Source organism: Litchfieldella rifensis (assembly GCF_042646605.1).
GTDB classification, from domain to species: Bacteria; Pseudomonadota; Gammaproteobacteria; order Pseudomonadales; family Halomonadaceae; genus Litchfieldella; species Litchfieldella rifensis.
Map to the genome: position 1 here is coordinate 115,179 of NZ_JBHRUG010000048.1, position 26,405 is coordinate 141,583.

At 61.9% G+C, this 26,405-nt stretch carries 21 protein-coding genes and 1 pseudogene; 11 read left to right on the forward strand and 11 right to left on the reverse strand.

The genetic code is table 11. The features are described 5' to 3' along the window. Positions 1-22 precede the first annotated feature (22 nt). From ACFOEV_RS20265 to ACFOEV_RS20280, 4 genes are all read right to left on the reverse strand, one after another. A complete protein-coding gene (locus tag ACFOEV_RS20265; RefSeq protein WP_386776708.1) occupies positions 23-1,531 on the reverse strand; it encodes a tripartite tricarboxylate transporter permease in 1,509 nt (502 codons plus the stop codon). A 2-nt stretch (positions 1,532-1,533) separates the two neighbouring features. Beyond that, positions 1,534-1,983 carry a tripartite tricarboxylate transporter TctB family protein gene (locus ACFOEV_RS20270; RefSeq protein ID WP_386776709.1) on the reverse strand — a complete coding sequence of 150 codons (450 nt, stop codon included), beginning with the start codon at positions 1,981-1,983 and terminating at the stop codon, positions 1,534-1,536. Then, positions 1,980-2,969: a Bug family tripartite tricarboxylate transporter substrate binding protein gene (locus tag ACFOEV_RS20275; RefSeq protein WP_386776710.1), complete on the reverse strand. Its 990-nt coding sequence runs from the start codon at positions 2,967-2,969 to the stop codon at positions 1,980-1,982. The genes ACFOEV_RS20270 and ACFOEV_RS20275 overlap by 4 nt, the downstream gene beginning before the upstream one ends. Before the next feature lie 169 nt (positions 2,970-3,138). Further along, positions 3,139-4,035: a LysR family transcriptional regulator gene (locus ACFOEV_RS20280; protein WP_386776711.1), complete on the reverse strand. Its 897-nt coding sequence runs from the start codon at positions 4,033-4,035 to the stop codon at positions 3,139-3,141. Positions 4,036-4,183: 148 nt separating this feature from the next. Here ACFOEV_RS20280 and ACFOEV_RS20285 point away from each other — a divergent pair, with 148 nt between their 5' ends. The 4 genes and pseudogenes from ACFOEV_RS20285 (at position 4,184) to nfsA (ending at position 8,331) form a co-directional block, all read left to right on the forward strand. Further along, positions 4,184-5,377 carry a CaiB/BaiF CoA transferase family protein gene (locus ACFOEV_RS20285; protein ID WP_386776712.1) on the forward strand — a complete coding sequence of 398 codons (1,194 nt, stop codon included), beginning with the start codon at positions 4,184-4,186 and terminating at the stop codon, positions 5,375-5,377. 22 nt (positions 5,378-5,399) lie between these two features. Then, on the forward strand, positions 5,400-6,359 hold the full coding sequence (locus ACFOEV_RS20290; RefSeq protein ID WP_386776713.1) for a hydroxymethylglutaryl-CoA lyase: 960 nt from the start codon (positions 5,400-5,402) through the stop codon (positions 6,357-6,359). A 50-nt stretch (positions 6,360-6,409) separates the two neighbouring features. Then, a complete protein-coding gene (locus tag ACFOEV_RS20295; protein WP_386776714.1) occupies positions 6,410-7,348 on the forward strand; it encodes an NAD(P)-dependent oxidoreductase in 939 nt (312 codons plus the stop codon). A 252-nt stretch (positions 7,349-7,600) separates the two neighbouring features. Continuing rightward, positions 7,601-8,331, forward strand: a pseudogene (gene nfsA / locus ACFOEV_RS20300) (oxygen-insensitive NADPH nitroreductase). A 182-nt stretch (positions 8,332-8,513) separates the two neighbouring features. Here nfsA and ACFOEV_RS20305 read toward each other — a convergent pair. Further along, the gene (locus ACFOEV_RS20305; protein WP_386776715.1) at positions 8,514-10,004 is read right to left on the reverse strand and encodes an efflux transporter outer membrane subunit; all 1,491 of its coding nucleotides are present in this window, start codon (positions 10,002-10,004) and stop codon (positions 8,514-8,516) included. A gap of 91 nt (positions 10,005-10,095) precedes the next feature. On the opposite strand from ACFOEV_RS20305, the gene ACFOEV_RS20310 reads away from it, so the two are divergent. The 4 genes from ACFOEV_RS20310 (at position 10,096) to ACFOEV_RS20325 (ending at position 15,350) form a co-directional block, all read left to right on the forward strand. Continuing rightward, the gene (locus ACFOEV_RS20310) at positions 10,096-10,713 is read left to right on the forward strand and encodes a TetR/AcrR family transcriptional regulator (protein ID WP_386776716.1); all 618 of its coding nucleotides are present in this window, start codon (positions 10,096-10,098) and stop codon (positions 10,711-10,713) included. Positions 10,714-10,740: 27 nt separating this feature from the next. Beyond that, complete coding sequence (locus ACFOEV_RS20315) at positions 10,741-11,910, forward strand: efflux RND transporter periplasmic adaptor subunit (protein WP_386777069.1); 1,170 nt, start codon at positions 10,741-10,743, stop codon at positions 11,908-11,910. Next, entirely contained in the window at positions 11,907-15,020 is a 3,114-nt protein-coding gene (locus ACFOEV_RS20320) for an efflux RND transporter permease subunit (RefSeq protein WP_386776717.1), read from the forward strand. The genes ACFOEV_RS20315 and ACFOEV_RS20320 overlap by 4 nt, the downstream gene beginning before the upstream one ends. A 150-nt stretch (positions 15,021-15,170) precedes the next feature. Then, complete coding sequence (locus ACFOEV_RS20325; protein ID WP_386776718.1) at positions 15,171-15,350, forward strand: hypothetical protein; 180 nt, start codon at positions 15,171-15,173, stop codon at positions 15,348-15,350. Positions 15,351-15,488: 138 nt separating this feature from the next. Here ACFOEV_RS20325 and ACFOEV_RS20330 read toward each other — a convergent pair whose 3' ends face one another. Genes ACFOEV_RS20330 through ACFOEV_RS20345 form a run of 4 tightly spaced genes read right to left on the reverse strand, consistent with a single transcriptional unit; the run spans position 15,489 to position 18,899 of the window. Further along, positions 15,489-15,959 carry an anthrone oxygenase family protein gene (locus tag ACFOEV_RS20330; protein WP_386776719.1) on the reverse strand — a complete coding sequence of 157 codons (471 nt, stop codon included), beginning with the start codon at positions 15,957-15,959 and terminating at the stop codon, positions 15,489-15,491. A 36-nt stretch (positions 15,960-15,995) separates the two neighbouring features. Beyond that, entirely contained in the window at positions 15,996-16,553 is a 558-nt protein-coding gene (locus ACFOEV_RS20335; RefSeq protein WP_386776720.1) for a YgjV family protein, read from the reverse strand. Positions 16,554-16,601: 48 nt separating this feature from the next. After that, a complete protein-coding gene (locus ACFOEV_RS20340) occupies positions 16,602-17,510 on the reverse strand; it encodes a carbon-nitrogen hydrolase family protein (RefSeq protein WP_386776721.1) in 909 nt (302 codons plus the stop codon). 12 nt (positions 17,511-17,522) lie between these two features. Next, the gene (locus ACFOEV_RS20345; protein ID WP_386776722.1) at positions 17,523-18,899 is read right to left on the reverse strand and encodes an APC family permease; all 1,377 of its coding nucleotides are present in this window, start codon (positions 18,897-18,899) and stop codon (positions 17,523-17,525) included. A 233-nt stretch (positions 18,900-19,132) separates the two neighbouring features. Between ACFOEV_RS20345 and ACFOEV_RS20350 the strand changes: the two genes are divergently transcribed. Then, positions 19,133-19,939: a helix-turn-helix domain-containing protein gene (locus ACFOEV_RS20350; protein ID WP_386776723.1), complete on the forward strand. Its 807-nt coding sequence runs from the start codon at positions 19,133-19,135 to the stop codon at positions 19,937-19,939. 34 nt (positions 19,940-19,973) lie between these two features. On the opposite strand, the gene gcvA is transcribed toward ACFOEV_RS20350, so the two are convergent. Together gcvA and ACFOEV_RS20360 are read right to left on the reverse strand one after the other, a co-directional pair. Continuing rightward, positions 19,974-20,867 carry a transcriptional regulator GcvA gene (gene gcvA / locus ACFOEV_RS20355; protein WP_386776724.1) on the reverse strand — a complete coding sequence of 298 codons (894 nt, stop codon included), beginning with the start codon at positions 20,865-20,867 and terminating at the stop codon, positions 19,974-19,976. A 140-nt stretch (positions 20,868-21,007) separates the two neighbouring features. Then, a complete protein-coding gene (locus ACFOEV_RS20360; protein ID WP_386776725.1) occupies positions 21,008-22,084 on the reverse strand; it encodes an iron-containing alcohol dehydrogenase in 1,077 nt (358 codons plus the stop codon). Between the two features lie 594 nt (positions 22,085-22,678). Between ACFOEV_RS20360 and ACFOEV_RS20365 the strand changes: the two genes are divergently transcribed. Both ACFOEV_RS20365 and ACFOEV_RS20370 read left to right on the forward strand, forming a co-directional pair. Continuing rightward, positions 22,679-25,186 (forward strand): CoA transferase, encoded by a 2,508-nt coding sequence (locus ACFOEV_RS20365; protein ID WP_386776726.1) that lies wholly within the window; start codon positions 22,679-22,681, stop codon positions 25,184-25,186. A gap of 196 nt (positions 25,187-25,382) precedes the next feature. Continuing rightward, positions 25,383-26,216, forward strand: a complete 834-nt coding sequence (locus tag ACFOEV_RS20370; RefSeq protein ID WP_386776727.1) for an AraC family transcriptional regulator — start codon at positions 25,383-25,385, stop codon at positions 26,214-26,216. The last annotated feature ends 189 nt before the right edge of the window (positions 26,217-26,405 follow it).

Below are 26,405 nucleotides of genomic sequence, written 5' to 3' on the forward strand. Positions count from 1 at the left end.
AGTGCTCAAGACATGTCATTGTTCAGGTGTTTTCTTTGAGCTGCATTCTCTTGCGAAGTAAAGGACCAATGAAGCAGGGGAGTGCCAGCCCGAGTATGGCAATTAGCCATAGGCTGATAGAAAGATTACTGCTCCAAAGCGACATCCAATCGCCATTGGCAATATCCAACGTGTGGCGCAAGTTCGTCTCCATCTCGGGACCAAGCAACAACCCAAGAATGATGGGCACGAGCGGTATATCAACTTTGCGCAGAAGATAGCCTATTACCCCGAAGGCAACCATGAAATACAGGTCGAACGAGGAATGGCTTATCGAATAGATTCCCACAAAGGCGACCATGGTGACGATGGGAAGCAGGTACATCGGCGGAATGGAGAGTAGCTTCACGAATATTCCAACCAGCGGGATATTCATGAGCAGAAGCAGGAAATTGCCGATCAGTAGTGCCGCGATCACGCCCCAGACGATGTCCGCGTTCTGGGTGAACATTAGCGGACCAGGAGTGATATTCATCGAAATCAGTAAGGCGAGTAGCACGGCAGTGGTGCCTGAGCCAGGCACCCCGAGGGTGAGCATGGGAACCAGTGCCCCTGACGAAGCGCCGTTGTTGCCAGCCTCTGGAGCCGCGACACCTCTTGGGTCTCCGTAACCGAAATGCCCCTTGCGTCCAATCAAGCGCTTCTCGAGTGTATAGCTGACAAAGCTGCCCAATGATGCTCCGGCACCCGGAAGCACGCCTGCAATGAATCCCAGCATACCGCCTCTAAGGCTGGTGGGCAGAATGGCAACGATATCTCTCAGGCCAAGATTGAGTTTACTGATGGTGACCAAGGGTTTCCCACCTCCAGCCCGGTCTTCGATGAAGAGCAGTAGCTCGGAGATGGCGAATAAACCAACGATAGCGATGATGAAGTCGACACCCTCGTAGAGATGCAAACTGCCGAAGGTGTAGCGCTGCGTCCCCGTCGAATCGATACCTATCGTGGCGATCATCAACCCGATACCTGCGGCGAGGATCGTCTTGACCGGATTCTTGCCGGTGACGCCGCCTAGTGTGGCGAAGGCCAGCACGAAGAGAGCAAAGTATTCGGCGGCACCGAAGGTGAGAGCGAACTTGGCGAGCAGGGGGGCCAGGACGATCAGGCCCAGCGTCGCCAGCAAGCTGCCCACGAAAGACGCGATTGCCGAGATCGCCAGCGCTTCGGCGGCCTTCCCCTTCTGGGCCATGGGATAACCGTCGAGGCAGGTCATCATCGCCGGCTCGTCGCCGGGGATATTGAGTAGGATGGCGGAAATGCGGCCACCGTACATGGCGCCGGCATAGACGGCGGTGAGCATGATCAGGGCCGTTTCCGGACGCAGGCCCAGTGTAAAGGCCAATGGGATGAGGATGGCCACGCCGTTGGCCGGGCCGAGGCCCGGCAACGCTCCGATCAGGGTGCCGAGGAAGGCGCCCAGTAACGCAAACATCAGGTTGTGTGGTGCCAGGGCGACACCGAAGCCGTCGATCAGATAGCCCAGGGTTTCCATGGCTATACCTCCAGGATACTCAGTACGCCCAGCGGCAGCGCCAGGTCGAGAGCGTAGGTAAACAGGGCATACACCGCGACGCCGGCAACTGCGCTGATGCCGAAGGCTCGCGGGGGTCTGGCTCCCATGCGCCAGCACAGGGTGCCCACTGCTACCAGGGTGGCGAGGATGAAGCCCAGCGGCTCGAGCAGCAGGGTGTAGGCGATCATCACCAGCATGGCGAAGACAAGCTCAAGCCCGGTTCGCCAGCTCGGATAGGGATTGTCCGGATCGGGTTTCACGATGAGGTAGAGGCTGCACAGCGCAACGATCACGGATATCACCTTGGGAAAGGTGGATGGGCCGACAGCGCCGTCGCCACCGAACGGTTCGGAGAACTGGGTCGCACCCCAACCGTACGCGACGGCCAGGGTGAGCATCAGTACGCCGACGATGCGGTCGTTGACGGTCATCTTGCGATACCAAGATCGGATGAAATCTGCTCAATGGAGGCGATCTGCTCGGTGACGAAGTTGGTGAACTCCTCACCGGAGAGGTGGAAGGGCATCAGGCCATTATCCATCATGACCTGTTTCCACTCGTCGCTCTCGTAGAGCGTATTCATGGAATCGATCCAGTACTGCTTGGCGTCGTCGGGGATGTCCGAGGGAATGTAGAAGCCCCGCCAGTTCGCACCGACCAGATCGATACCCTGTTCCTTCGCGGTGGGAATGTCCGCGTACTCCTCCAGTGGCAGGCGCTCGTCGGAGAGCACGGCGAGCACGCGCAGGTCGCCGGACTTGATGAAGCCGCGAGCCTCGCTGATGTCGCCGGTGAAGGCGTCCACATGGTGTCCCACCACCTGGGTCAGGGCTTCGCCGCCACCATCGTAGGGCAGGTACTTGATATCGCGAAGATCGCTCACTCCCGCTTTCTGGGCCGCCATCAGCAGCTTGAGATGATCCCAGCTACCCTTGGAGTCGCCGCCGGAGAACGTCACCGAGGTCGGGTCTTCCTGAAGTGCACTCATTAGATCGTTGAGGTTTTGGTAGGGCGAGTCATCAGCGACGGCAATGATGCCGTAGTCGGCGCCGAGGGCGCCCACCCAGTCCACCATGTCTGCTGTCATGCCGGGGAAGAGGCCCTGGGCCAGGCCGGCCGCGGTGGTGGTGGAGGCAGCGATCAGCAGCTTGGGGTCGTTGCTGCGCTTGGAGACGACGTGGGAAAAGGCGACGCCACCGGTGGCTCCCGCCATGTTGATGGTCTGTACGCTCGCGGGCACCAGGTCGAGATTCTGCAGGACCCTGCCCACGGAACGGCAGGTGAAGTCCCAGCCGCCTCCCGGGTCAGAGGGAGCGATGCAGTCAACCTTTCCGGAAGGTTCGAAACTCCAGGCCGCGGTGGAAATGAGCGCGCAGGAGATTGCTGCCGTGAGCTTGGCTTTGCCATGCATTTTCATGATGTCACTCTCGTTTGCTTGACGTCGCTAATTGTTGTTGAGATCGATGCCTTCCCGGAGGAAGTCAGTTTGACCTTAGGGCGACGAGTCACGAATGAACATCACTAAATCGCAAAGCCTGGCTTCGTGGTCCGCGAAGTCAGAGAATTAATAAGCCAACATCAGTCGATTACAATTCTGGTTTTTCCGTGAGGTGGGACAGCATTTGTTTGCTAATGGTGGAAAGATCGTCCGGATTTTTCACGCCGATCACTAGCTCTCGTCTGGCCCAGGCGTCCCTGAGGGCAATGGTATCGATGTCGAGGCTCGGCAAATGACTGTGCACGGATTTTTCTGGAAGCACACCCACGCCCATGCCCTTGTCGATCATCTGCAGGATGCCCTCGAAGCTTCTGACCTGGATGCGCATATGCAGGTTTTTTCCCAGTTGTCGCGCATTTTTCGTCACTAGCTGGTGAAGGGAAGAGCCTTGTTCCAGCCCGATGAAGTCGTACTCGGAAGCCTCCGAGAGCAGGATGGTGTCGCGGCCTGCCAGCGGATGTCCCTTGGGAATGACCAATACCAACTGGTCGGTTCGGTAGGGAAAGGTGTGCAGGTCTCCTGAGGGCATGTGGCCGGCAAAGATGCCGATATCGGTGAGATCCTCCTTGAGCGCGGCGATGACTTCCGTGCTGAGCTTTTCCTCCAGGTCAATCTTGACGCCGGGATGTTCGGTAGAGAAACGCGACAGGTCCTCGGGCAAAAACTGGATGATCGCCGAGGTGTTGGCGTGCAGGCGTACGTGGCCGCGAACCCCTTCGCTGTACTCGCTCAGGTCGGCGCTCAAGTGGCGCAGTTGATCGAAGACATTTCGCGCATGATGGAGCAGGGCGTGGCCTGCAGGCGTCAGTTCCACACCCCGGGGACGGCGGTAGAGAAGCGGGGAGCCCACCTGGCTTTCGAGATCGCTGATGCGCTTGCTCACCGCGGCGAGCGCCATGTTTTCTCGGTTGGCGGCGGCGGTCAGGCTGCGTTCATCGGCGATAGCGATGAAAAGCCTAAGCGTCACAAAATCGAATCGCATCATCGGATGGTGTCCTCAACGGTGGCCGGGAGTGGCGGTTGGTTCCTGACTTCGTCGATTGTGAAGGGGGGCTTGGCAAATGCCTGATTGTGCGAGGACAGGAGCGTGGACAAACTTCGAGCATGTCTGAAATGGTTAAGGTGGAATACCGATGGAAAATACACAAGTTCTTGAAGGACTGAAAGTTCTCGAGCTTGGGCAATTGATCGCCGGTCCCTTCGCCACCAAGCTCCTTGGGGAGTTTGGCGCCGACGTCATCAAGGTGGAGCCTGTGAGCAAGGGCGATCCTCTTCGCAAATGGCGAAAAGTCCAGGACGGTATCTCGCTTTGGTGGCATGTCCAGGCTCGCAACAAGCGCTCGCTGGAACTGGACCTCAAGTCGGAGGAGGGCCAGGAGGTCATAAAGCGACTGGTTGGCGATGCCGACATCGTGATCGAGAACTTCCGCCCGGGCACTCTGGAGAAGTGGGGGCTTGGCTGGGAGGAACTGTCGGCCATCAACCCCCGGTTGATCATGGTGCGCGTCTCCGGTTACGGCCAGACCGGCCCCTACCGCGACAAGCCGGGCTTCGGTGTCATCGGTGAGGCCATGGGCGGGCTTCGCTACCTGTGTGGCTTCCCCAATCAACCCTCGGTACGGGTGGGCATCAGTATCGGCGACTCGCTCTCCGCGCTCTACGCGGTCATCGGCTCGCTGCTGGCACTGCATGAGAGGGAACGCAGCGGAAAGGGCCAGTACATCGACATCGCTCTCTACGAAGCCGTTTTCTCGATGATGGAGAGCCTGATTCCCGAGTACGACGCCTGCGGCCATATCCGCGAGCCCAGCGGTAGCGCCCTGCCTGGCATCACGCCATCCGACGCCTACCCCTGCAAAGATGGCAGCTACGTCATTATCGCCGGCAACGGCGACAGCATCTTCAAGCGTTTGATGCAGGTGATCGGGCGTCCCGATCTAGCCGAGGATCCGCGCCTTGAGCACAACGACGGCCGCAGCCAGCACGTCGAACTGATTGACGGCGCCATCAGCGACTGGACCCTGCAGCATTCGCGTGACTTCGTGATCGCGCAACTCGACGAGGCCAAAGTGCCGGCCGGCTATCCCTATACCGCAGCTGACATCGTCAAGGATCCTCACTTCGTCAGTCGTGAAATGCTCGAAGACATCACGCTGCCCTCAGGCGCGCGCCTGAAAGTTCCCGGTGTGATCCCAAAGCTGAGCCGCACTCCGGGGCGGGTGGGGGGTGCCGGGCCCAAGCTCGGTGAGCATACCAGGCAGATCCTCGATGAACTCGGCATCGATGCCGAGACACAGGCGAAGATGAAAGAAAAGGGCGTCATCTGATTCAAGGCGGAGGCAAGACGACATGAAAGGCGACGGCAAGAAGATTCATATGCAGGAGGTTGTGACGCGAGACGGCTTCCAGAGCGAGAGCGACTTCGTGGATACCGGCAGGAAGATCGAACTCGTCAATCAGCTCAGCGAGTGCGGCTACGCCAAGATTGAGGTGACTTCCTTCACCTCTCCGAGGGCGATTCCGGCGCTGCGCGACGCTGAAGAGGTCATGCAGGGCATCATCCGCAATCCCAGCGTCGAGTACACGGTGTTGGTGCCCAATGTTCGCGGTGCCGAACGGGCGCTGTCCTGTGATGTCGACGAGGCCAATCTGGTCATGTCGGCCAGCGAAAGCCACAACCTCTCGAACCTGAGGATGACGCGCGAGGCTTCCTTCAGCGGTTTGAAGGAGGTGGTCAAGGAAGTGCAGCCAACGCGCACCGCTATCAACGTCTCACTTTCCACCGCCTTCGGTTGCCCCATGGAGGGTGAAGTGCCGCTGGACACGGTACTCTCCTGGGTGGAGCGCTTCGCGGAAATGGACGTGCGCGGCATCACCCTCTGCGATACCACCGGCATGGCTTACCCAACGCAGGTTGCCAAGGTGATATCCGCGTTCAAGGAACGCTTTTCGAACCTCCAGCTCACCGTGCACCTGCATAACACTCGCGGTATGGCGCTGAGCAACGCCCTGGCGGCGATCCAGGCCGGGGCCGACCGCTTCGACAGTTCCCTCGGAGGGCTCGGCGGCTGTCCTTACGCTCCTGGGGCAACCGGCAATGTCTGCACCGAGGACCTCGTCCATATGCTGGAGCTGATGGGCTACAACACCGGTGTTGATCTCGACAAAACGCTCAACGCCGCCTCGCTGCTGCCGGGCCTGGTGCACCATGAAGTACCAAGCCAAGTACTCAAGGCGGGACGTCGTCTCGACCTCCATCCCACGCCGGATTTCGTCAAGGGACGTCTTGGCTCTGAGCCCGAGCGTTAAGCGACCGCCGAGTTGAAACACTGCCAGTCTTTCATAATACGAGGCTAGTGATGAACATCGTTTTTCTCGACAGTGAAACCGTGCCGAAGGACATACCTGCCCCCGCCTGGACAGAGCGTTGGGACAACCTGGCGCTTGCTCCGGATGAGAGCACCGTGGAGGCGCTGAAGGACGCCGACATCGCTATCACCAACAAGGTGAAGATCACGCGCCGCGACCTTGAGCGACTCCCCAGGCTCAAGTACGTGTGCGTAGCGGCGAGTGGCTATGATTGCGTGGACCTCGAAGCCTGCCGGGATCACGAGGTGGTGGTCGCCAATTCGCCGGACTATTCCTCCAATAGCGTGGCCGAGACGGTTATCGCCTTGATTTATGCACTCCGGCGTCGACTGATTCCCTACGCCGAGGCGAGTCATGATCGGTGGCCCGAGTCCTCGTTCTTCTGTGTTCATCTTGCGCCCATTCTCGACGTTCAGGGCGCCACCCTGGGCATCGTCGGCCGGGGCGATATCGGTAACCGCGTGGCCCAACTCGCCGAGGCGGTCGGCATGAAGGTAATGTTTGCCGAACGCAAGGGGGCGACTACGGTCAGAAGCGGCCATGTCGCTTTCGAAGATGTGCTTCGCCAAAGCGATATCCTGACGCTTCACTGCCCGGCAGTACCGGGCGTGGATTACCTGATTGGAAAGCGAGAGCTATTCGTCATGAAGCAAGGGACCTACTTGGTCAATACTTCTCGAGGAACCCTGGTTGACGCCGATGCCGTTCTGGCCTCCCTTGACCAAGGCCACTTGGGTGGGGCGGCACTGGACGTATTGGCTTCAGAACCACCGCCCAAGGATCACCCTCTGATTCGCGATCGTCACCCAAACCTCATCGTTACTCCTCATATAGCCTGGGCAAGTCAAACGAGTATCGACAACCTGATCAAAAGGATTCTGGAGAATCTGGAAGGGTTTCACTCAAAAGCACCGATCAATACCGTATAGAAAGTTTGCGATGTGCTGGAGAGGGATATTGTGCGTTGTACACGAAGTGTGGGTGGTTGTAGAAGCTAAGTGATACGGATAGTGCCACGGAAGGGCGGCCTCTTTGGATAGGTGCAATGCCCTGCGTGATGAAAGATAATAAGCAGGGTAACGAAAATAGCCGGCGCCAACGCCCGAGGTCACTGTCACCTGGCCTCTGATCGGCTCGGCGTCCCGGCCCTCCAAAACAGGCTCTACATCTATCGAGGTAGCATGAATCCCACCATTGAACTGCTGAAATCCCACCGTTCGATCCGCAAGTTCACCGATCGCAAAATCCCCCAAGAGCTGCTGCTGGAGCTCATCCGGGCCGGCCAGTGCGCCGCGACCTCCAGCCACGTTCAAGCGTACAGTGTCATCCACGTCAAGAATCAGACGAATCGCGAGAAGATCGCCGAGCTGGCCGGCGGCCAGGACTATGTGGCCACCTGCTCCGATTTCCTGGTGTTCTGTGCCGACATGAAGCGACCCACCGAGGCGTCCGAGCACACCGGCGCCAACGTGTGCGGGGGATGACCGAGCAACTGCTGGTGGCTAGCGTGGACACTGCCCTGATGGCGCAGAACGTGGCCATTGCCGCGGAATCCGAGGGGCTGGGCATCTGCTACATCGGTGGAATTCGCAACGATCCCCACGCCATCAGCGATATTCTCCGGTTGCCGGAGCATGTCTATCCGGTATTCGGCATGTGCCTCGGCTACTCGGCCCAGATGCCGGACATCAAGCCCCGCCTGCCGGTCGAGGCGATCCTCATGGAGGACCATTACACCGAGGATCGCCAGCAGGTGGAGGCCTTCGATGACGCCATGCACACCTACTATCAGGAGCGCAGTGACGGCAAGAAGGACTCCAACTGGTCACGGAATCTCACGCCGCTCTTCGATAGCAAGTTGCGCGCCCATATGCGGGGTTTCCTGATCGAGCGGGGCTTCGAGATGAAGTGATTCTCCGTCTGGCCCCGCAAATTGACAGTGAGTCGAATCGGCTCACCGCTCCGCCAAGGATCGCTGCAAATGGCTGCAGAAGCGTGGCGTATGTTCGGTATATTGGCGGGCGAACTCCTTGCCGAAGCCGCTCGATGCGCCCGTGATGAGCACCCATGAAGTGTCTGTTGTGGTCATTTCGCTTACCTGTAGTCGGTAGTGGAGAGGTCGCCGTAGAGGCACTCACTGCTCGCGGGCCGCGCATCCCATCCGCCCCCCAGGGCCCGGAAGGAGGCAATGGCGGCGCGCGCCGCTTCGGTTTGCGCCTGCGCCTTCGTGTCGCGCACCTGCAGCAAGTTACTGTCGGCATTCAGCACCTCGATCAGGCTGACGACGCCGCCTTCGTAGGCGGCAAGCGAGTTCTCGCGGGCACGGGCGAGCGAGGATTCGCCCTGCATCAAGATGCCGACCTGGGCCTCGTGTTTGACGAGGGCGGAAAAGGCGTTCTCTACCTCCTCGGTCGCCCGCAGCACGGCCAGGCGGTATGCCGCGAGTGCTTCGGCCTCCTGGCCGCGCGCGGCGGCGATCTGCGCCTCGACGCGGCCGAAGTCGAACAGGCGCCAACGAAACCCGAGGACGCCCTGGGCTTGACGCGCATCGCTGGAGAAGAGGTTGCCGCTCGATATCGTGGTGGCGCTGCCTAGCAGCGCGCCGAGCGAGAGCTTGGGGTAGTACTCCGAAATCGCCACGCCGATGCGCGCGTTGGCGGCGGCGAGGCGCCGCTCGGCCACGATGAGATCCGGTCGGCGCCGAATCATCTCGGCCGGGGTGCCGGTCTCGGCCAGACCCGGCGCGACCGGGATCGACGCCGCCGGGCGCAATTCGGCGCGGTAGGTCCCAGGCGGCACGCCGAGAAGCACGTCCAGAGCGTTCATCGCCGAGTCGAGGCCCGCCTCCAGGACGGGAATCTGCGCCTCGACCTGAGCGAGCGCCCCCTCGGCCTGGTTCATCTGGAGCTCGGCAGCGATCCCCTTCTCGTACTGGAACTTGATCGTGTCGAGCAATTGGCGACGGGTCTCGGCCTGTTGCCTGGCGATCGCGATGCGTGCCTGCAAGCCACGGATCGTGACGTAGACATCCGCCGTTTGCGCGGCCACGGCCAGCCGTGTCGCGATGGCGCCGGCTTCGGATGCCGCGTACTCCGCGCGCGCGGCTTCCCGTCCTCGCCGCAGGCCGCCGAACATATCGATCTCCCAGCCCGCCTCGAGGTTGGCCTCGTAAGCGCTGCCACTGCGGTCGAAATCGGGCGTGGCAGCGAGCACCTGCCCCAGCGGGGTCTCGATCGACTGGTATACTTCCGCACCGTGAGCGCGCACATTGGCCGCTGGAAGCAGCGCGGCATCGGCCTGGCGCAATGAGGCTCGCGATTGGGCGACCCGTGCCGCCGCTTGTGCGATGTCCAGATTCTGCTCGAGGGCGAGGACGACGAAGCGCGACAGCAAGGGGTCATCGAAGACGGCCCACCAGGTCTGGAGGTCCGCCTTGCTCTGGACCTCCCGCTGCTCTACGTCCTCCTGACCGAGGAAGCGAGCCGACAGGGCGGTCCCGGGTGGCCTGTAGTCCGGGCCAACCGCGCAGCCCGTCAAGATGCTGACACTCAACAGAAGGGCGAGAGAGCGGGGGCGGGCGAGCATGCGAGTCTCCGGGGAATTGAATTGTCGGGGTGACTATAATCCAATATAGTCACTAGTTGTCAAACCAAAAATATCGAGGTGTGGTGTTCTCATGAGTGAAAACGCGTCTTCCGCCCCGCAATCGCGCGGCCCCTCCGACCACAGCGTTCGCGAACAGATCGTGGAGGCCGCCGAAGAGCACTTCAGCCACTATGGTTACGAGAAGACCACGGTTTCCGACCTGGCCAAGGCGATCGGCATTTCCAAGGCTTACATTTACAAGTTCTTCGATTCCAAGCAGGCCATCGGCGAGGCAATCTGCTCCAAGACCCTGAGTGATCTCATCATGGCGGTCGAAGAGGCTGTGGCCGGCGCGCCCACGGCAACGGAAAAATTTCGCAGGATGTTCAAGAGCTTGGTATCGACCGGCGTGAGTCTGTTCTTCAATGATCGCAAGCTGTACGACATTGCCGCGCACTCCGCCGGTGAAGGGTGGCCGTCTGCCCGCGCCTATGCGCAGCGCATCGAGCAGATCCTGATGGAAATCGTCCGCGAAGGGCGTGAGAGCGGTGAATTCGAGCGTAAGACGCCGCTGGACGAGACGGTGAATGCGATATTTCTGGTCATGCAACCCTACGTGAATCCGCTCCTACTCCAGCACAACCTCGATCTCGTCGAGGATGCGCCGGTGCAGTTGTCGAACCTGGTGCTGCGCAGTCTGGCTCCCTAGTAGTCCGAATTGTGACTATTGACTAAAATGGTCACAAGGAATACGCTGGAGATATCCGCTCTCCCGGAGATCTCCATGCTCAAGCGCCGTGATGTCCCATTCCTTGCCGTCATCGCTCTGTTGCCCCTTGCCTTGGCAGCGTGCAGCGATGCCACCTCTTCAATCGATCCGCGGACGCAGAGTCCCCTCGTGCGGGTAGCGGCGGTGGCGCCCTCCGCCCAGGCCGAGCGTTCGTTCACCGGCGTCGTGGCGGCGCGGGTGCAAAGCGACCTCGGCTTCCGCGTACCCGGCAAGATCCTGGAGCGCCTGGTCGATACCGGGCAGACCGTCGAGCGCGGCCAGCCGCTCATGCGCATCGATCCCACTGACCTGCAGCTCGCCACGCGTGCCTTTGATGAGGCCGTGGCCGCCGCTACGGCGCGCGCCCGCCAGACCGCGGAGGACGAGGCACGCTATCGCGCCCTGGTCTCCAGGGGCGCGGTTTCGGCATCGGCCTACGACAGCGCCAAGGCGGCGGCCGAGTCGGCCCGGGCGGAGCTCAGTGCGGCCGAGGCCCGGGCCGACGTTGCCCGCAACGAAGCGAACTATGCGGTCCTGTTCGCCGATGCGGACGGCGTGGTGATGGAGACCCTGGCGGAGCCGGGCCAAGTCGTCGCTGCCGGCCAGGTCGTCGTGCGTGTGGCACACGCCGGGCGCCGCGAGGCAGTCATCGAGTTGCCCGAAACCCTGCGCCCGGCGATCGGCTCCACGGGGCGCGCGACTCTGTATGGCAACGGGCTGATGGGCTCCGCGACGCTTCGCCAGTTGTCGGATGCCGCAAACCCTCAGACCCGGACGTTCGAGGCGCGCTACGTGTTGGAAGACCGCCTGGCGGAGGCACCGCTGGGCTCGACCGTCTCCATCCACATCCCGGACGAACGCTCCGCCTCGACACTGCAGGTACCGATCGGTGCGCTCTTCGATCCGGGCAAGGGTCCCGGCGTATGGCTGATCGAAGGGGAAACATCTCAAGTCACCTGGCGTGCGGTGCAAGTCACCAGCCTCAGCGACGAAGCGGCGTCGGTCGTCGGCGACCTCAAGGCGGGCGATCGCATCGTGGCGCTCGGCGCGCACCTGCTGAACGAGGGCGAGCAGGTGCGACTCCCCGGGAGCGAGGTTGCACCAGACCTGGCCGTCAACGGCGGGGAACGGCTATGAGCGCCTTCAATCTCTCCGCCCTCGCGGTACGCGAGCGCTCGGTCACCCTGTTTCTGATGATGGCGATTTTCATCGCCGGCGTCGTCGCCTTCCTGACGCTGGGCCGGGCGGAAGACCCCGCTTTCACGATCAAGCAGATGACCGTGGTCACGGCCTGGCCCGGAGCCACGGCCAAGGAGATGGAGGAACTGGTCGCCGAGCCCCTGGAAAAGCGCATGCAGGAACTGCGCTGGTATGACCGGACCGAGACCTTTACGCGACCGGGCCTGGCCTTCACCACCGTGAACCTGCTCGACAGCACGCCGCCCGCTGAGGTCCCCGAGCAGTTCTATCAGGCGCGCAAGAAGCTCGGCGACGAGGCCGGCAGCCTGCCGCGTGGCGTCATCGGCCCGATGGTGAACGACGAATACGCCGACGTGACCTTTGCGCTCTATGCCTTGAAGGCAAAGGACGAGCCTCATAGACATCTCGTCCGTGAGGCAGAGAGCCTGCGCCAGCGCTTGCTTCACGTGCCGGGCGTCAAGAAGGTGAACATCATCGGCGAGCAGGCCGAAAGGATTTTCGTCGAATTCTCCCATGACCGCCTCGCGACCCTGGGTGTCTCCCCTCACGACCTCTTCGCGGCACTGAACGGGCGCAACGTCATGACGCCCGCCGGCTCGATCGAAGCCCACGGCCCGCAGGTCTTCATCCGGCTGGACGGGGCGATCGACGACCTGGAGGCGATCCGCAATACACCCGTCGCCGCGCAGGGCCGTACGCTGAAGCTCGGCGACATCGCCGAGGTGAAGCGGGGCTACGAGGATCCGGCTTCTTTCCTCATCCGCAACAACGGCGAACCGGCCCTGCTGCTCGGCGTGGTCATGCGCGAGGGGTGGAATGGCCTCGACCTCGGCGAGGCGCTGGAGGCGGAGGCAGCGGCGATCAACGCCGAGATGCCGCTCGGCATGAGCCTGTCCAAGGTCACGGACCAGTCGGTCAATATCCGCTCGGCCATCGACGAGTTCATGCTCAAGTTCTTCGCCGCCCTCGGCGTGGTGATGCTGGTGGGCTTCCTCAGCATGGGCTGGCGCGCCGGCATCGTGGTCTCGGCAGCGGTGCCCCTGACCCTGGCCGCGGTGTTCATCGTCATGGCGGCCACCGGCAAGGACTTCGACCGGATCACGCTGGGCTCCCTGATCCTGGCGCTGGGGCTTTTGGTCGATGATGCGATCATCGCCATCGAGATGATGGTGGTGAAGATGGAAGAAGGCTACGACCGCATCCGCGCCGCGGCCTATGCCTGGAGCCATACCGCCGCGCCCATGCTCTCCGGGACCCTGGTGACGGCGATCGGCTTCATGCCGAACGGCTTTGCCAAGTCGACCGCCGGCGAGTACGCCGGCAACATGTTCTGGATCGTCGGCATTGCGTTGATCGCGTCGTGGATCGTGGCCGTGGTGTTCACACCCTACCTGGGGGTGAAGCTGCTCCCGGATTTCAAGAAGCGCGAAGGTGGGCACGAGGCGATCTACGCGACGCCGAACTACGAGCGCTTCCGCCGGCTGCTGGGTTCGGTGATCCGGCGCAAATGGCTGGTTGCGGCGGGCGTGGTCGGTGCCTTCGCCGTCGCGGTCCTGGGCATGGGCGTGGTCAATAAGCAGTTCTTTCCGACTTCCGATCGGCCCGAGGTGCTGGTCGAAGTCCAGATGCCGTATGGCACTTCCATCGAGCAGACGAGTGCGGCGACCGCCAAGGTCGAGGCCTGGCTGGCCGAACAGCCGGAAGCGACGATCGTGACCGCCTACGTCGGACAGGGGGCGCCGCGCTTCTACCTCGCCATGGCGCCGGAGCTGCCCGATCCCTCCTTCGCGAAGATCGTCGTCCTGACCGACGACCAGGCGGCGCGGGAGGCGCTCAAGTTCAGGCTGCGCCAGGCGGTGGCCGACGGCCTGGCGCCGGAGGCGCGGGTGCGGGTGGCCCAACTGGTGTTCGGCCCGCCCTCGCCGTTCCCCGTGGCCTTCCGCGTGATGGGGCCCGACCCCGACACGCTGCGCGACATCGCGGGAGAGGTGCGTGCCGTGATGCAGGCCTCTTCCCAGATGCGGACGGTCAACACCGACTGGGGCGAGCGCGTGCCCACGCTGCGTTTTGCGCTCGATCAGGACCGGCTGCAGAGCCTCGGCCTGACCTCCAGCGACGTGGCCCAACAGCTTCAGTTCCTGCTAAGTGGCATCCCGATTACCGACGTCCGCGAGGACATCCGTTCGGTGGAGGTTGTAGCCCGCTCCGCCGGAGCTGCGCGGCTCGATCCGGGCAGGATCGCCGATTTCACCCTGGTCGGCGCGGCCGGCCAGCGGATTCCGCTGTCGCAGGTCGGCACGGTGGACGTCCACATGGAAGACCCGATCCTGCGCCGCCGCGATCGCACTCCGACGATCACCGTGCGCGGCGATATCGCCGAGGGGCTGCAGCCGCCGGACGTGTCCACCGCCGTGTGGAAGGAACTGCAGCCGATCATTGCCGAACTGCCGACCGGCTACCGGATCGAGCTAGCCGGTTCCATCGAGGAATCCGGCAAGGCCAATCGCGCCATGGCGCCGATCTTCCCCATCATGATCGCCCTGACGCTGATCACGATCATCTTCCAGGTCCGGTCGATCTCTGCGATGACGATGGTGTTCGCCACCGCGCCGCTGGGCCTCATCGGGGTCGTGCCCACCCTGCTGCTGTTCCAGCAGCCGTTCGGCATCAACGCGCTGGTCGGCCTGATTGCGCTGGCGGGAATTCTGATGCGCAACACGCTCATCCTGATCGGCCAGATTAGAGACAACGAGAAGGAAGGACTCGCGCCTTTCGATGCCGTGGTCGAGGCCACCGTGCAGCGCGCGCGCCCGGTCATCCTGACCGCGCTCGCCGCCATCCTGGCGTTCATACCGCTTACCCAGTCGGTGTTCTGGGGAACGCTGGCCTACACCTTGATCGGTGGCACCTTCGCCGGGACGGTGCTGACCCTGATGTTCTTGCCGGCGATGTACGCCATCTGGTTCAAGATCAAGCCGGCTTCGCCTTTTCCGGCGTCAATGAGCGGCTGGTACCCGACGACTGGGGCTCCCCGCTTTCAAGGATGATGGGAGCTATTACTCACATGAAGTTCCCAAGGGCAGGCGTGTTCATCTGAATAGCTGAGCGCGCCATTCAGAGAACAAGAACCAGGCAAGTGCTTTCATGGAAGGCCACAATCAATGGATTAGACGTGGCTTTGAGGATGGTGTTTTTTAATGGTCGGCAGTCTCAAGCCCGGTCCTGGTGGTTCCATCATTGCTCATGGTGTATCGCTGGAAGCCCTTGAAAATAGGGTTAATAAAGACCCCTTTGTAGCTGAGAATATCGTCACTGTGGAAGTTCTCGAAATAGAACCCAAAAAAGCAGATGATCGACTGAGCTTCCTCCTTAACTGAGAATTGGGGGCTGGCGAGTTGTGTTGTAGTTGGTGTTCAGCGGCTCCTGAATTCTTTGAATACCACGATAAGGAATGGGCTCATCACAAGAACCTGATGTCGGACGCACCTGCGCTTCGCTCCGGCAGGGCTATCACCTTACAGGGTCAGCAGCGCCGCGATGAAGCAGCCGCAAGCGACTGTCGAGGCGACCGTACGCACGTGGTTCCACAAGGTCCATGCCTTCAGGTAGCGTGCCCATACGGCGCCTGCATCGCCAGTTGCCCGGGCACCGACCAGCTCGTTGTTGAGTGGCACGTTGAAGAGCAGGGTGACGCCGAACATGCCGACGACGTAGATCACTCCCCCAAGAAGCATCGGCGCGGCACCCGGCTCGCTCCAGCGCAGCAGGGAAAGGACCGCGAGCGCAGCGCCGGCAATCGTCGTGCCGAAGAACAGTGGCAAGAACAGGGAGCTGAGGATCACCTTGTTGATCTCGACCATGGCGGCAATGCCGGCTCCGAGGTCGATGTGACCGAGCGCCTTCATGATGAAGGCCGAAAAGGCGAAGTAGAGTCCGGCGATGAGGCCACAGCCGATGGCGGAGAACCACAGGAGCAACGACAGCATGGCACTTGCCTCCTTTGAGTTGCGGGCGTTGCCCTGTCAGCCCGCGGCCTCATCTCTGGGCATGGGGGTATCAGGAATAGTGGGTAGCCGAGCGTCGCGCCTCAGGCGCAGCATGGTGACGACATTGGTGAGGAAGATCAGGCTTTCCGCAATGGTGCCGCCGATCGAGCCCGCCAGCAGGTTGCTGGCGACCCAGCACAGCGCTGCCGCCGCCAGGGCGATGCGCATGGGGATGCCGCGCAGCATGAACATGCCATAGGTGCCCAACAGGCCCGCGGCCAGGGCCGGGATATCCCGGGGGCCGCTCCAGGTCAGCACGGCCACCACCAGAGTGGCGAGCAGCACCCCCACCATGACGGCACGGTGGCGCGGGAAGCGGCGCACCAAGGCGATGCGTAGCACGATCAATGCCGAGATGCCCGCGGCCACCCAGCTCTGGAAGAGCGCGAATTGCGTGGCGAAGGCGACATTGGCGAACAGCAGCAGGACGAACAGCCGGTCGTCGCGCTTGCTGGCGAATGCCACGAGACACAAGGCCAGGGCCAGCAGGCTGACGCCCTGGCCCAGCAGCCATCTGAGTCCGATCTCTTCCATAAAGCATCTGTTAACGTGTTAAAGGCGAAGTAGAAGCTTAGCAGGTGATTACGCTGGGAAAGGTTGGTCGTTCCTCGCCCCCCTCCATTGGCGTGGATCGATCCGGCCCTCGTACATCGGCAGTTCCAGTACTGGGTCGTCTTCCCGGAACTGCGACCATACGCGGTTCATGCCCGCAGTGCCGAAGGTGCGCACACGCTCCACCTCATCCAGGTTCAGAACATCGGTGAGGATGCCAGAGGTCGCCCCCGGCATCCGCGTGCGGACGTGGCCTTCGGGGTCGACGATCAAGCTCTGGCCCTCGCCGGAGGGCGTGGCCGCGTTCGCGCTGACCATGAACACCTGGTTGAAGATGGCATTGGCCTGCACCAGCACCTGCTCCTGGGCGCGGTCGCAGGTGGAGGTGGCGGCCTGGTTGATGACCACATCGGCTCCCAGCCAGGCCAGTTGCCGTACCACTTCGGGAAACCAGACGTCGTAACAGATCGCCAGGCCGACCCGGCCTATCCCGGGAATATCGAACACCTCGAAGCGATTTCCCGGCCGAAAGGGCTCGTAGGGGCGCCAGGGGAAACACTTGCGGTAGGCCGCCACCCGCTCGCCTTCGGGCGAGTACACCGGAGCGGTGTTGTACAGGTGGCCATCCTCGCCCCGTTCGCAGACCGTGCCCGGCAGCAACCAGATACCCAGGTTGCGGGCGATACGCGCCAGGTGCCGGTTGCGGGGGCCGTCGATCGGTTCGGCAGCGGCTTCAAGCTGCGTACTGCGCTGCTCTGGCGTGCCGGTGGCGCCGTAGAGGTAGAATTCCGGGTAAACCACCATCCTGGGTTGTTCGAACTCGGCCCCGAAGTCGCTCAGGTGCACAGCCAGCTCGGCCTCGAAGTCCCGTAGCTCGGCGTCCATGCCGGGCTGTCGGGAGGCTTCCTGTACGACTAGGACAGGCAAGTATCTGGGCATGGGGTGTCTCCGTTACAGGTTCGCTTTCACCGAGGCAGGCGCCGGCTCAGGTTCCGATTCGTCAAAGTCGACTTCCGGCGGTTCACGATGGAAGAAACGGGTCAGGTAGATCAGCTGTGCCAGCCCGATCGAGAGCCAGATCAGCCCCAGAATCACCGCATTGATGTCCAGCTTGCTCATCAGCCAGAGGTTGACCAGGGCGCCGATCAGCGGCACCACCATGCCCTTGAGGACACCATAACGGCGCTTGGCGTCCTCATCCTTGCTGACCAGGAAGATGACCGAGAGGTTGACCATGGTGAAGGCGATGAACGCCCCGAAATTGATGAACGAAGCGGCGGACAATACATCCAGGAACAGGGCGATGATGCCGATGGCGCCGGTCAGCACGATACTGAACACCGGTGTATGGAAGCGCGGATGCAGGGCACCGAACAGTTTGCGCGGCAGTACCGCGTCCCGCCCCATGGCGAACAGCAGGCGTGAAGCGCTGGCCTGGGCGGCCAAGCCGGAGGTGAACTGTGCCAATACCATCCCGGCCAGGAAGATGGCCCCGAACAGGTCTGCGCCGATGGTCCTGGCAATCTCGAATGCGGCGGAATCGGCGTTGACGAAATTGCTGCCCGGGTGTGCCAGCTGGGTGGTGTAACCTACCAGCACGTATATGCCACCGCCGATCAATGCGGTGAGCATGATCGCCCGCGGAATGTTGCGCTTGGGCTCGATGGTCTCTTCGGTCAGGGTGGTGACAGCATCGAAGCCGAGGAAGGAATAGGCTGCCACCGCTGCGCCCGCGGCAATGGCCGTAAAGCCGGCATCGTCACCGACAAACGGCCCCAGGCTGAACAGGGCGTCGGGACCGCCGGTCGCGAACACATGACGAACCGACAGCAGCACGAAGAAGCCGATGACCAGTATCTGGAACATCATCAGCAGCGAGTTCACCTTGGCCGCCAGCTTGATGCCATAGACATTAAGGAAAGTGGTGATACCGATGAAGCCCAGCAGGAAGATCCAACTTGGCACTTCCGGGAAGCGCGCATTCAAGTAGGCGGCGCCAATCAGCCAGATCACCATGGGCAGGAAGAAGTAGTCCAGCAGCACGCTCCAGCCCACCATGAAGCCGACCCGGGAGTCGATGGCCTTGCGCGCGTAGGTATAGGCAGAGCCTGATACCGGGTAGGTGCGCGCCATGATGCCGTAACTGTACGCCGTGAATAGCATGGCAACGGTGGTGATGAGGTAGGCCGTGGGCACAGCACCGTTGGTGGCGCTGGCGATCACGCCGAAGGTGCCGAGCACGATCAGCGGCGTCATGTAGGCCAGACCGAACAGCACCACGGCCTTCAGGGATAGGGTTCTCTCCAGTTTGATATTGTTTTCCGACATGATCCGTCTCCAGTACACGTTGACGCCGACGCCGGGCACCAGCCAGGCCGGTACGACGCGTTAAGGTGGCAGGCATGGCCTCCACGAATGAGCAGCTCAGTCCCACAGTTGCCGGCGTCATAAGGGCCCGGCTAGACTGCGATACGTAGTAACCACTCTGTTGACAACGTTATTGAGCGGGCGACGGGGGGTATATAACCCCAGCGTGGTATGGTTTTGCGGGCTTGGAATTGGTGAAACACAGCGAACACGACGAGGCCCTGGCCAACACCATCAAGGCCTTGGCGACAGCCGAGCTTCCTCGTCAGTTCTCCGCGCTGGTGCGAGGGCTGGCCGCCTTCGACAACCTGATCATCATTGCCTATCACGGCGAACACCGACCGACGGTACTCTACAGGGAATTTACCGATCCGGTGGTCTATCTGCCGATGGACAACCAGTACCTGGGCGGGGCCTATCTGCTGGATCCGTTCTACCACGAGCATCTCAAGGGCGATGTGCGGGGCGTAAGACGGTTGATGGATGTGGCACCGGACCACTTCCGGCGCACCCATTACTATAACAACTACTATAAGCAGACCACGCTACTCGATGAGGTGGCGGTCTTTGCCACCATTACTGACAACATTACGCTAACGGCCTGCTTCGGCAGGGACCGTTCCAGCGGCAGCCCCTTCGGCAAGCGCGAGATCCAGGCCCTGCGGCGACACGAGATGAGCCTCAGCGCCCTGCTGGAGACGCACTGGAGGGACTACCGTTCCGAGGATGCCGCCGGGGCGGCGTCGGCGCCTCTGGAGAAACGCCTGCGCGAGGCCCTGGAGCAGGAGCACGGCATCCGGCTGAGTCCGCGCCAGGCCGAAGTGGCCCTGTTCATCCTGAGGGGGCATTCGTCCCTGGCCATTGGCCTGCACCTGGAGGTCAGTACCCAGACGGTGAAGGTCTTCCGCCGCCAGCTCTACGCCAAGTGCAACATTTCCTCCCAGGCGGAGCTCTTCGCACTGCTGATGCCGCTGTTCACCCGACTGACCGTGCCTGGCTGAGCCAAGGTACGTGAACAGCAATCTGACATCTTTATCAGTCATGACTCCGCTCGGCTTCTCCAACGACCCAGGCTCGAAAGATCTCGGCATGGGGGTGCAGATACTGGTGCTCGGGATAGGTCAGGAAAAAGGCTTCCTGCGTCTCGACTCGATGGGAAAAGGGCGCTATCAGACGCCCGCTGGCAAGCATGTCCGATACCAGGGAGGTTCGTCCCAGTGCGATACCATGTCCCAGCGCCGCCATTTCCAGCGCCGAAATCAGGGTATCGAACTGCATGCCCGGCGACGTTTCGAGATGCGCAAACCCGGTTTGGCTCAACCAGTTGCTCCAGCCTTCCTTGTAACCGATCACATGGAGCAGCGTCTGGCCGGACAGCTCCTCGGGTGATGCCGGCGGCTGGCGCCCCCCGACAAGTGTCGGGCTGCAGACGGGCACCAGCTTGTCCCAGGTCAGACGCTCCGCCGTCAGGCCCGGCCAGGTACCCAGCCCGTAACGGATCTCGAGATCGGCATCCCATTTGCGTTCGTCGACCCAGATATTGCTGGTAAAGCGCAGCCCCACCTCGGGGTGCAGGGCACGGAACCTCTCCAGGCGAGGCGCCAGCCAATGGGTGAAAAATACCAGGTTGACCTTGATGGTCAGCGCCTTGGCGAGTCCCTGGCCGAAGAGCTCATCGGTCACCGCCGCCAGGTTTTCGATGGCATCGCGCACCGGCGGCAGGTAGGCCTTACCGGCGTCGGTCAGTTCAAGCCCCCGTGGCAGGCGTTTGAAAAGTGGGGTTCCCAGTTGGGCTTCCAGCCCCTTGACCTGCTGGCTGATCGCGGCCTGCGTCAGATTGAGCTCTGTCGCGGCCTGGGTGAAATTGAGATGACGGGCGGAGGCTTCAAAGGACCTCAGCCAGTTAAGGGGGGGCAATCGCTTCTTCATGGGCGCAGCATTGCTCCGACTGACGTTTGCAGCGAGTGTCACCAATCGACGCCCCAAACACCAGTACGCATTCGTCAGGCAAGGGCGATCGTTGTGATCCTTGAGGTTGGTTCGTGTTACCGATGGATTCGCTGCTTCCCTTACCAAAGCTGCCGATACAGCTCGATGACCTCGTCCGCTTCAGGCACACGCGGATTGTTGCCCGGCGAGCCCGAAGCCAGCGCCTGTTCCGCCATCACCGGCAGCAGTTCGAAGAAGCGCTGGCGCTCGATGCCGAATCCTTCGGGGCTGGGCACCTGCAATTCGTCGTTGAGCGCCTCGAGTTCTGCAATCAGTTTGCGGTTGGCCGTTTCGGTATCGTCCCGTTCGTTGGCGAGACCCATGGCCCGGGCGCAGTCAGCATAGCGCTCGGGTGCCGCCGGTATCGACCAGGCGGTCACCGCCGGCAGCAGCATGGCATTGGATAGGCCGTGCGGCACATGGAAGAAGGCGCCGATCGGGCGGCTCATGCCATGCACCAGCGCCACCGACGCGCTGGAAAAGGCCACTCCGGCCAGGGTCGACCCGAGCATCATGGCTTCGCGTGCGGCCTCGTCGGCGCCGTCGTGATAGGCCCGGCGCAGATTCGGCGCGATCAGGCGCATGGCGGCCAACGCCTGCGCATCGCTGTACGGGTTGGCCTTTTTGCTGACATAGGCCTCGATCGCATGGGTCAACGCATCGATACCCACACAGAGCATTTTCTCGTCGCAGGCTTCATCGGTAATGATGGTGAAGCGGGTCACTTCGGAGCCGGTACCGGCCGTGGTCGGCACCGCGATCACCGGCAGTCCGCTCTCCAGCACGATGCGGGGGAACTTGTAGTCGCGCATCTGGCCGCCGTGCTTGGCCAGTATCGCAATCGCCTTGGCACTGTCGATGGGACTACCGCCACCCAAGGCGATGATGCAGTCGTAGCCGCCCGCACGAGCCTGCTCGACGCCCGCCTGAATGGAGCCGACGGTCGGCTCCGGCACGGTGGCGTCGAAAACGTCGGGGAAGACCCTATGTTGCTGCAGGTGCTGCTGAATCCGTGCGGCATAGCCCAGTTCCACCATCACCTTGTCGGTGACGATCAAGGGGCGCTTGCAGCCCAGACTGGCCAATACATTGGGGATTTCCTGACTGGCTCCAGCGCCCACCTGCATCACGCGGGGCAGAACGATCTGTGTAGACATAACGACTCCGTAATTCTGGTTGTGGACCCCTTGCCGGGGCAGGGCGGACAGGCGTTAGTGGGATGATTTCGTGGGAATCTCGGGCACCGGAGCCTGCTCGGTCGAGCCGCCGACCGGTATGGCCCCGCGGTGCTCAACAACCGCCGTCTGGTATTTCAGGCACTTGCCTGGTCTTGTGGTTATTCTTCATAGCGTGAAACCCTTTGTTCTAATTAACCAAAAAGGAAGTTGCTCAGGCATCGAGAAATAAGGCTGTATGAAACGGCGCGGATTGGATTCTGGTAACGAAAGCGCAGCTTTGGAAGCAATAAAAAAAAAGGCCTTAGACCCAAATTTATTTATACCGGCCCGTCATAAAAAAAATGATGTCTCAGGGCGATTTTTTATTGCTGGTGCCGCCTGTTCGGCGCTCTTAGTATCGCCCCGAGTCTCATGACAGAACTTGGCGAGAACCGATGCGTTACTAAAAAACCCGGAGTCATGGCGCACTTATTGTTTCGTTTAAGGCGACGCCTTGATAACTGTCATGCAAAACAATTTTCAAAGCATTGGGTCGCAGCTAACTGCGTCGACAGCGAGAAGGAAAAATTGGAAATGCAGAACAACAGTCAATTGCCTTTGACAGGTATCCGTGTCGTTGACTTCGGCCAGCAAATTGCCGGGCCGGCGGTTGCCATGGTACTGGCAGACCTCGGCGCGACCGTCGTCCATATCGATCCGCCGGCCGGCCCGCAGTGGGATCACCCGGCCAATGCCATTCTGCATCGCAACAAGAGCTGCCTGAGGCTGGACCTCAAAACGGACGCCGGCCTGCAACAAGCGCTGACACTGATCGATCAGGCCGACGTGGTCATCGAGAGCTTCCGTCCGGGCGTGATGCAGCGCTTGGGTCTCGACTTTGTCCGGTTGCGCCAGGCGCGCCCGGAGCTGATCACCCTGTCGGTACCGGGCTTCGCCAGCAACGACGAGCTGCGTCGTGAATGGAAGGCGACCGAGGCCGTCGTCGCCGCGACGTCGGGCGCCTTTACGGATATGGGCTTCAACCGGGTGCTGATGGGGCTCAACCCCAGTTTCTCGCCGCTCCCCCTGGGCTCCTCCTACGCCGTCTCGCTCGCCGCCGGTGCCGTGGTCATGGCGCTGCTGGCGCGGGAGAAGAGTGGTCGCGGCGACACTATCGAAGTGCCGGTCGCCGCCGCCTTGATGGAGGGCCTGTCCTACAACTCCATCGTCATCGACGGCCTGCCGGAGCGCTACAAGACCATGCGCGAGAAGGAGATCGAATACCGCCGGGCGAACCATATCGAAATGGACCTCAGCTACGAAGCGCTGCAGGAGTATCTCGATCCCTTCTATCGCACCTACGAGTGCGCGGACGGCCGCATGTTCTACGTCGTCTGCCCGTCGCACCGCAACCATGCCAAACGCTGCCTGCAGGTTCTGGGCATCTACGAGGAGCTGCTGGCCGAGGGCTTGCCCGAGGTCAAGGACCTGCACCTCCCGATCAGCGAGTGGGATGGCGAAACCTCGATCGGTGTCTACCCGCTGCCGAAGAAGTGGGCCGATATCATCTCGGCCAAGATGAAAAAGGCCTTCCTGACCCGGACCTCCGAGGAGTGGGGGCGCATCTTCGGCGAAGGCCAGATTCCCGGCGCACCGCATCGCACGACCCAGGAGTGGGTCAACAGCGAGCACACCAATGCCGCCGGTCTGATCATCGAAGTCGACGACCCCGAATATGGCGTGATGAAGCAGCCGGGGCCACTCGCCTGGCTCGAGGGGCTAGCAGAACCCATGCTACGCCCGCAACCGCGCCGCAACGTCAGCTTCGACGAGGCGCTGTCGCTCCTGCAGGCGCCGGCGGCGCACTCCGACTATGCCGCGCTGCGGGCCAAGGCACCCGCCGCCAAGGCAGGCTGGCTCGACGGCCTGCGCGTGCTCGACCTGACCAACGTGATCGCCGGTCCCCATTCCGGCACTTTCCTGACCCGCTTCGGCGCTCAGGTCACCAAGCTGGATCCGGTGACGCCGCTGTACGATCCGCTGATCGGTACCCTCTTCACCTTCCAGTGCGGCATGGGCAAGCAGAGCGCCCTGGTCGATATCACGACCGAGGAGGGACGGGAGGTGTTCAACCGTCTGGTGCGCTCCGTCGACCTGGTGCTGATCAACGCCCCCGACCGTCAGATGAAGCCCCTGGGCCTTGACCATGACAGCCTACAGGCCATCAACCCGGGTGTGCTGTTCTGCCGTCTGGACTGCTTGGGTGGCCCGCGCATCGGGCCGAAGAGCAACTACATCGGCTACGACGATATCGTCCAGGCCAACAGTGGCATCATGAGCCGCTTCGGCGGGCCCGCCACACCGGAGGAGCATGCCCACCTGGGCACCCTGGACGTCAACTGTGGCTTCGCCGCCGGTCTCGGCGTGGCGGTCGCCTTCTATCACAAGCTGAAGACCGGTGAGGTGACCCGGGCCCGTACCTCGCTGTCCGCCGTTACCAACTTCGCCCAGTTGCCGTTCGCCTTCGACTACGAGGGGCGTGCGCCCTTCGACGAACCCTTGGGTCGCGAAGCCCTCGGCAACCATGCACTGTCGCACTTCTACCGGACCGAGGACGGCTGGATCTTCCTCGACGCCAGCCCGGCCGAACTCGAAAAGCTGAAGGCCATCGAGGACCTGGGCGGCATCAACCAGGCGCAGGATCGAGCGGAATTCCTGCGCGCGGCCTTTGCAAAGGCCCCCTCGGCCTACTGGATCGAAGTGCTGCATGAAGCGGACATCGCCGCTGCGCAACCGCTGTCCATCGAGACGCTGCGCGAATGGTACAGCCGGGAAGCCGACGGCAGCGTGAGGATCGACGGGGGCAGCTATGCCTTCTCGATCTACCGCGATCACCCCAGCGGCCACTGCATTACCCAGATCGACCACTATGCGATCCGCCCCCGGGAAGCCATCATCAAGGCGGTCAGCCCGACGGAGCGCTTCGGGCACTCGACGCGCCGGATACTGAGCCAGGCCGGATACAGCGAGCCGCAAATCGACTCGATGATCGAACGCGGTGTCGCCGGCCTGGGCTGGGGCAAGGAGTTCCTACCCAGTTAAACCCGTCCCACCCCGGCGCTTGCCTTTCTCCTCCTACCGCACCCCGGCTTGCCGGGGTGCTGGTCGTCTTTACCGATGTCCCGATCGCTCGAAGCGCGAAAAGAGGGCATATCCGGCGTTTTCCGCAATAATGTCCAAGCCAGTGGCTTGGTGCTAGGGCTAAGCTATGACGGATTGGCGTTCAGGGAGATGTGGCATGGCGAAACAGTCCGGCCGGTTCGACTACTTCAAGAGTCAGCATATCCCCGAGCTTACGGTCCTCCAGGCGGCGTTCAGCGATTTCAGCTACGACCGTCATGCCCACGAGGAGTACGCCTTCGGCGTCACCCTCGCCGGGCGACAGGATTTCTTCAGCGGCGGGCAGTTTCACCGCAGCCCGCCCGGCAACGTCATCCAGTTCAATCCCGAACAAGTGCACGACGGCCACCCGGGCGACGACAGCACGCTGGGGTATGTGATGGTCTACGTGCCTGCCGCCCAGCTCGAGGCTTTGTTTGCCGACGCGGTGGGATGCGAGCGTGCCGGTGGGTTTAGAAGCAGTGAAACCCTGATGGCGGATCCCAGCTTACGCCACGCCATCCTGGATCTGGCTCGCCTGGTGACCGATCAGGTGGGGGCCCGCATCGACCAGGAACATGCCCTCTACCAGATGGCGACACGCCTGGTTCAGCGTGCCAGCAAGTTCCAGCCGAGTAATACGGTAAGTCGACCCGATGCCCTGCTGCAGCAAGCCAAGGACTACATCCTCGCGCATCTCGAGGAGGATATGTCGCTGGACGCTATCAGCCAGGCCGCCCACCTCTCGAAATACCACTTCCTGCGCCTGTTCCGTCAACAGTTCGGCATCACGCCGCACCAATACGTATTGAGCTGCCGGGCCAATGCCGCGCGCAACGCCCTGGAGGCCGGCACGGCACCCAACGAGGTGGCCTTCCGCTATGGCTTTACCGACCTCAGCCACTTCAACCGCCGCTTCAAGCGCATCTATGGAATGACGCCCTACCAATACCAGCGCAGCGTCACCAACTGACCGAGGTTTCACCCCAAGGGCGTGGTAGCGATCCTGCCGATCCAATTTCCCGCCGCAGGAATCCACGGTGTAAGCCTGCTGCTCTGGAGTTCGATGACGATTGCATAAAGCTTCAGATTATCGGTATTGGTGACTTTACAAGTAGGGGGCCAGTGTCTTCACTGGCAAACCGCCGAGAAAGCCGGCCCC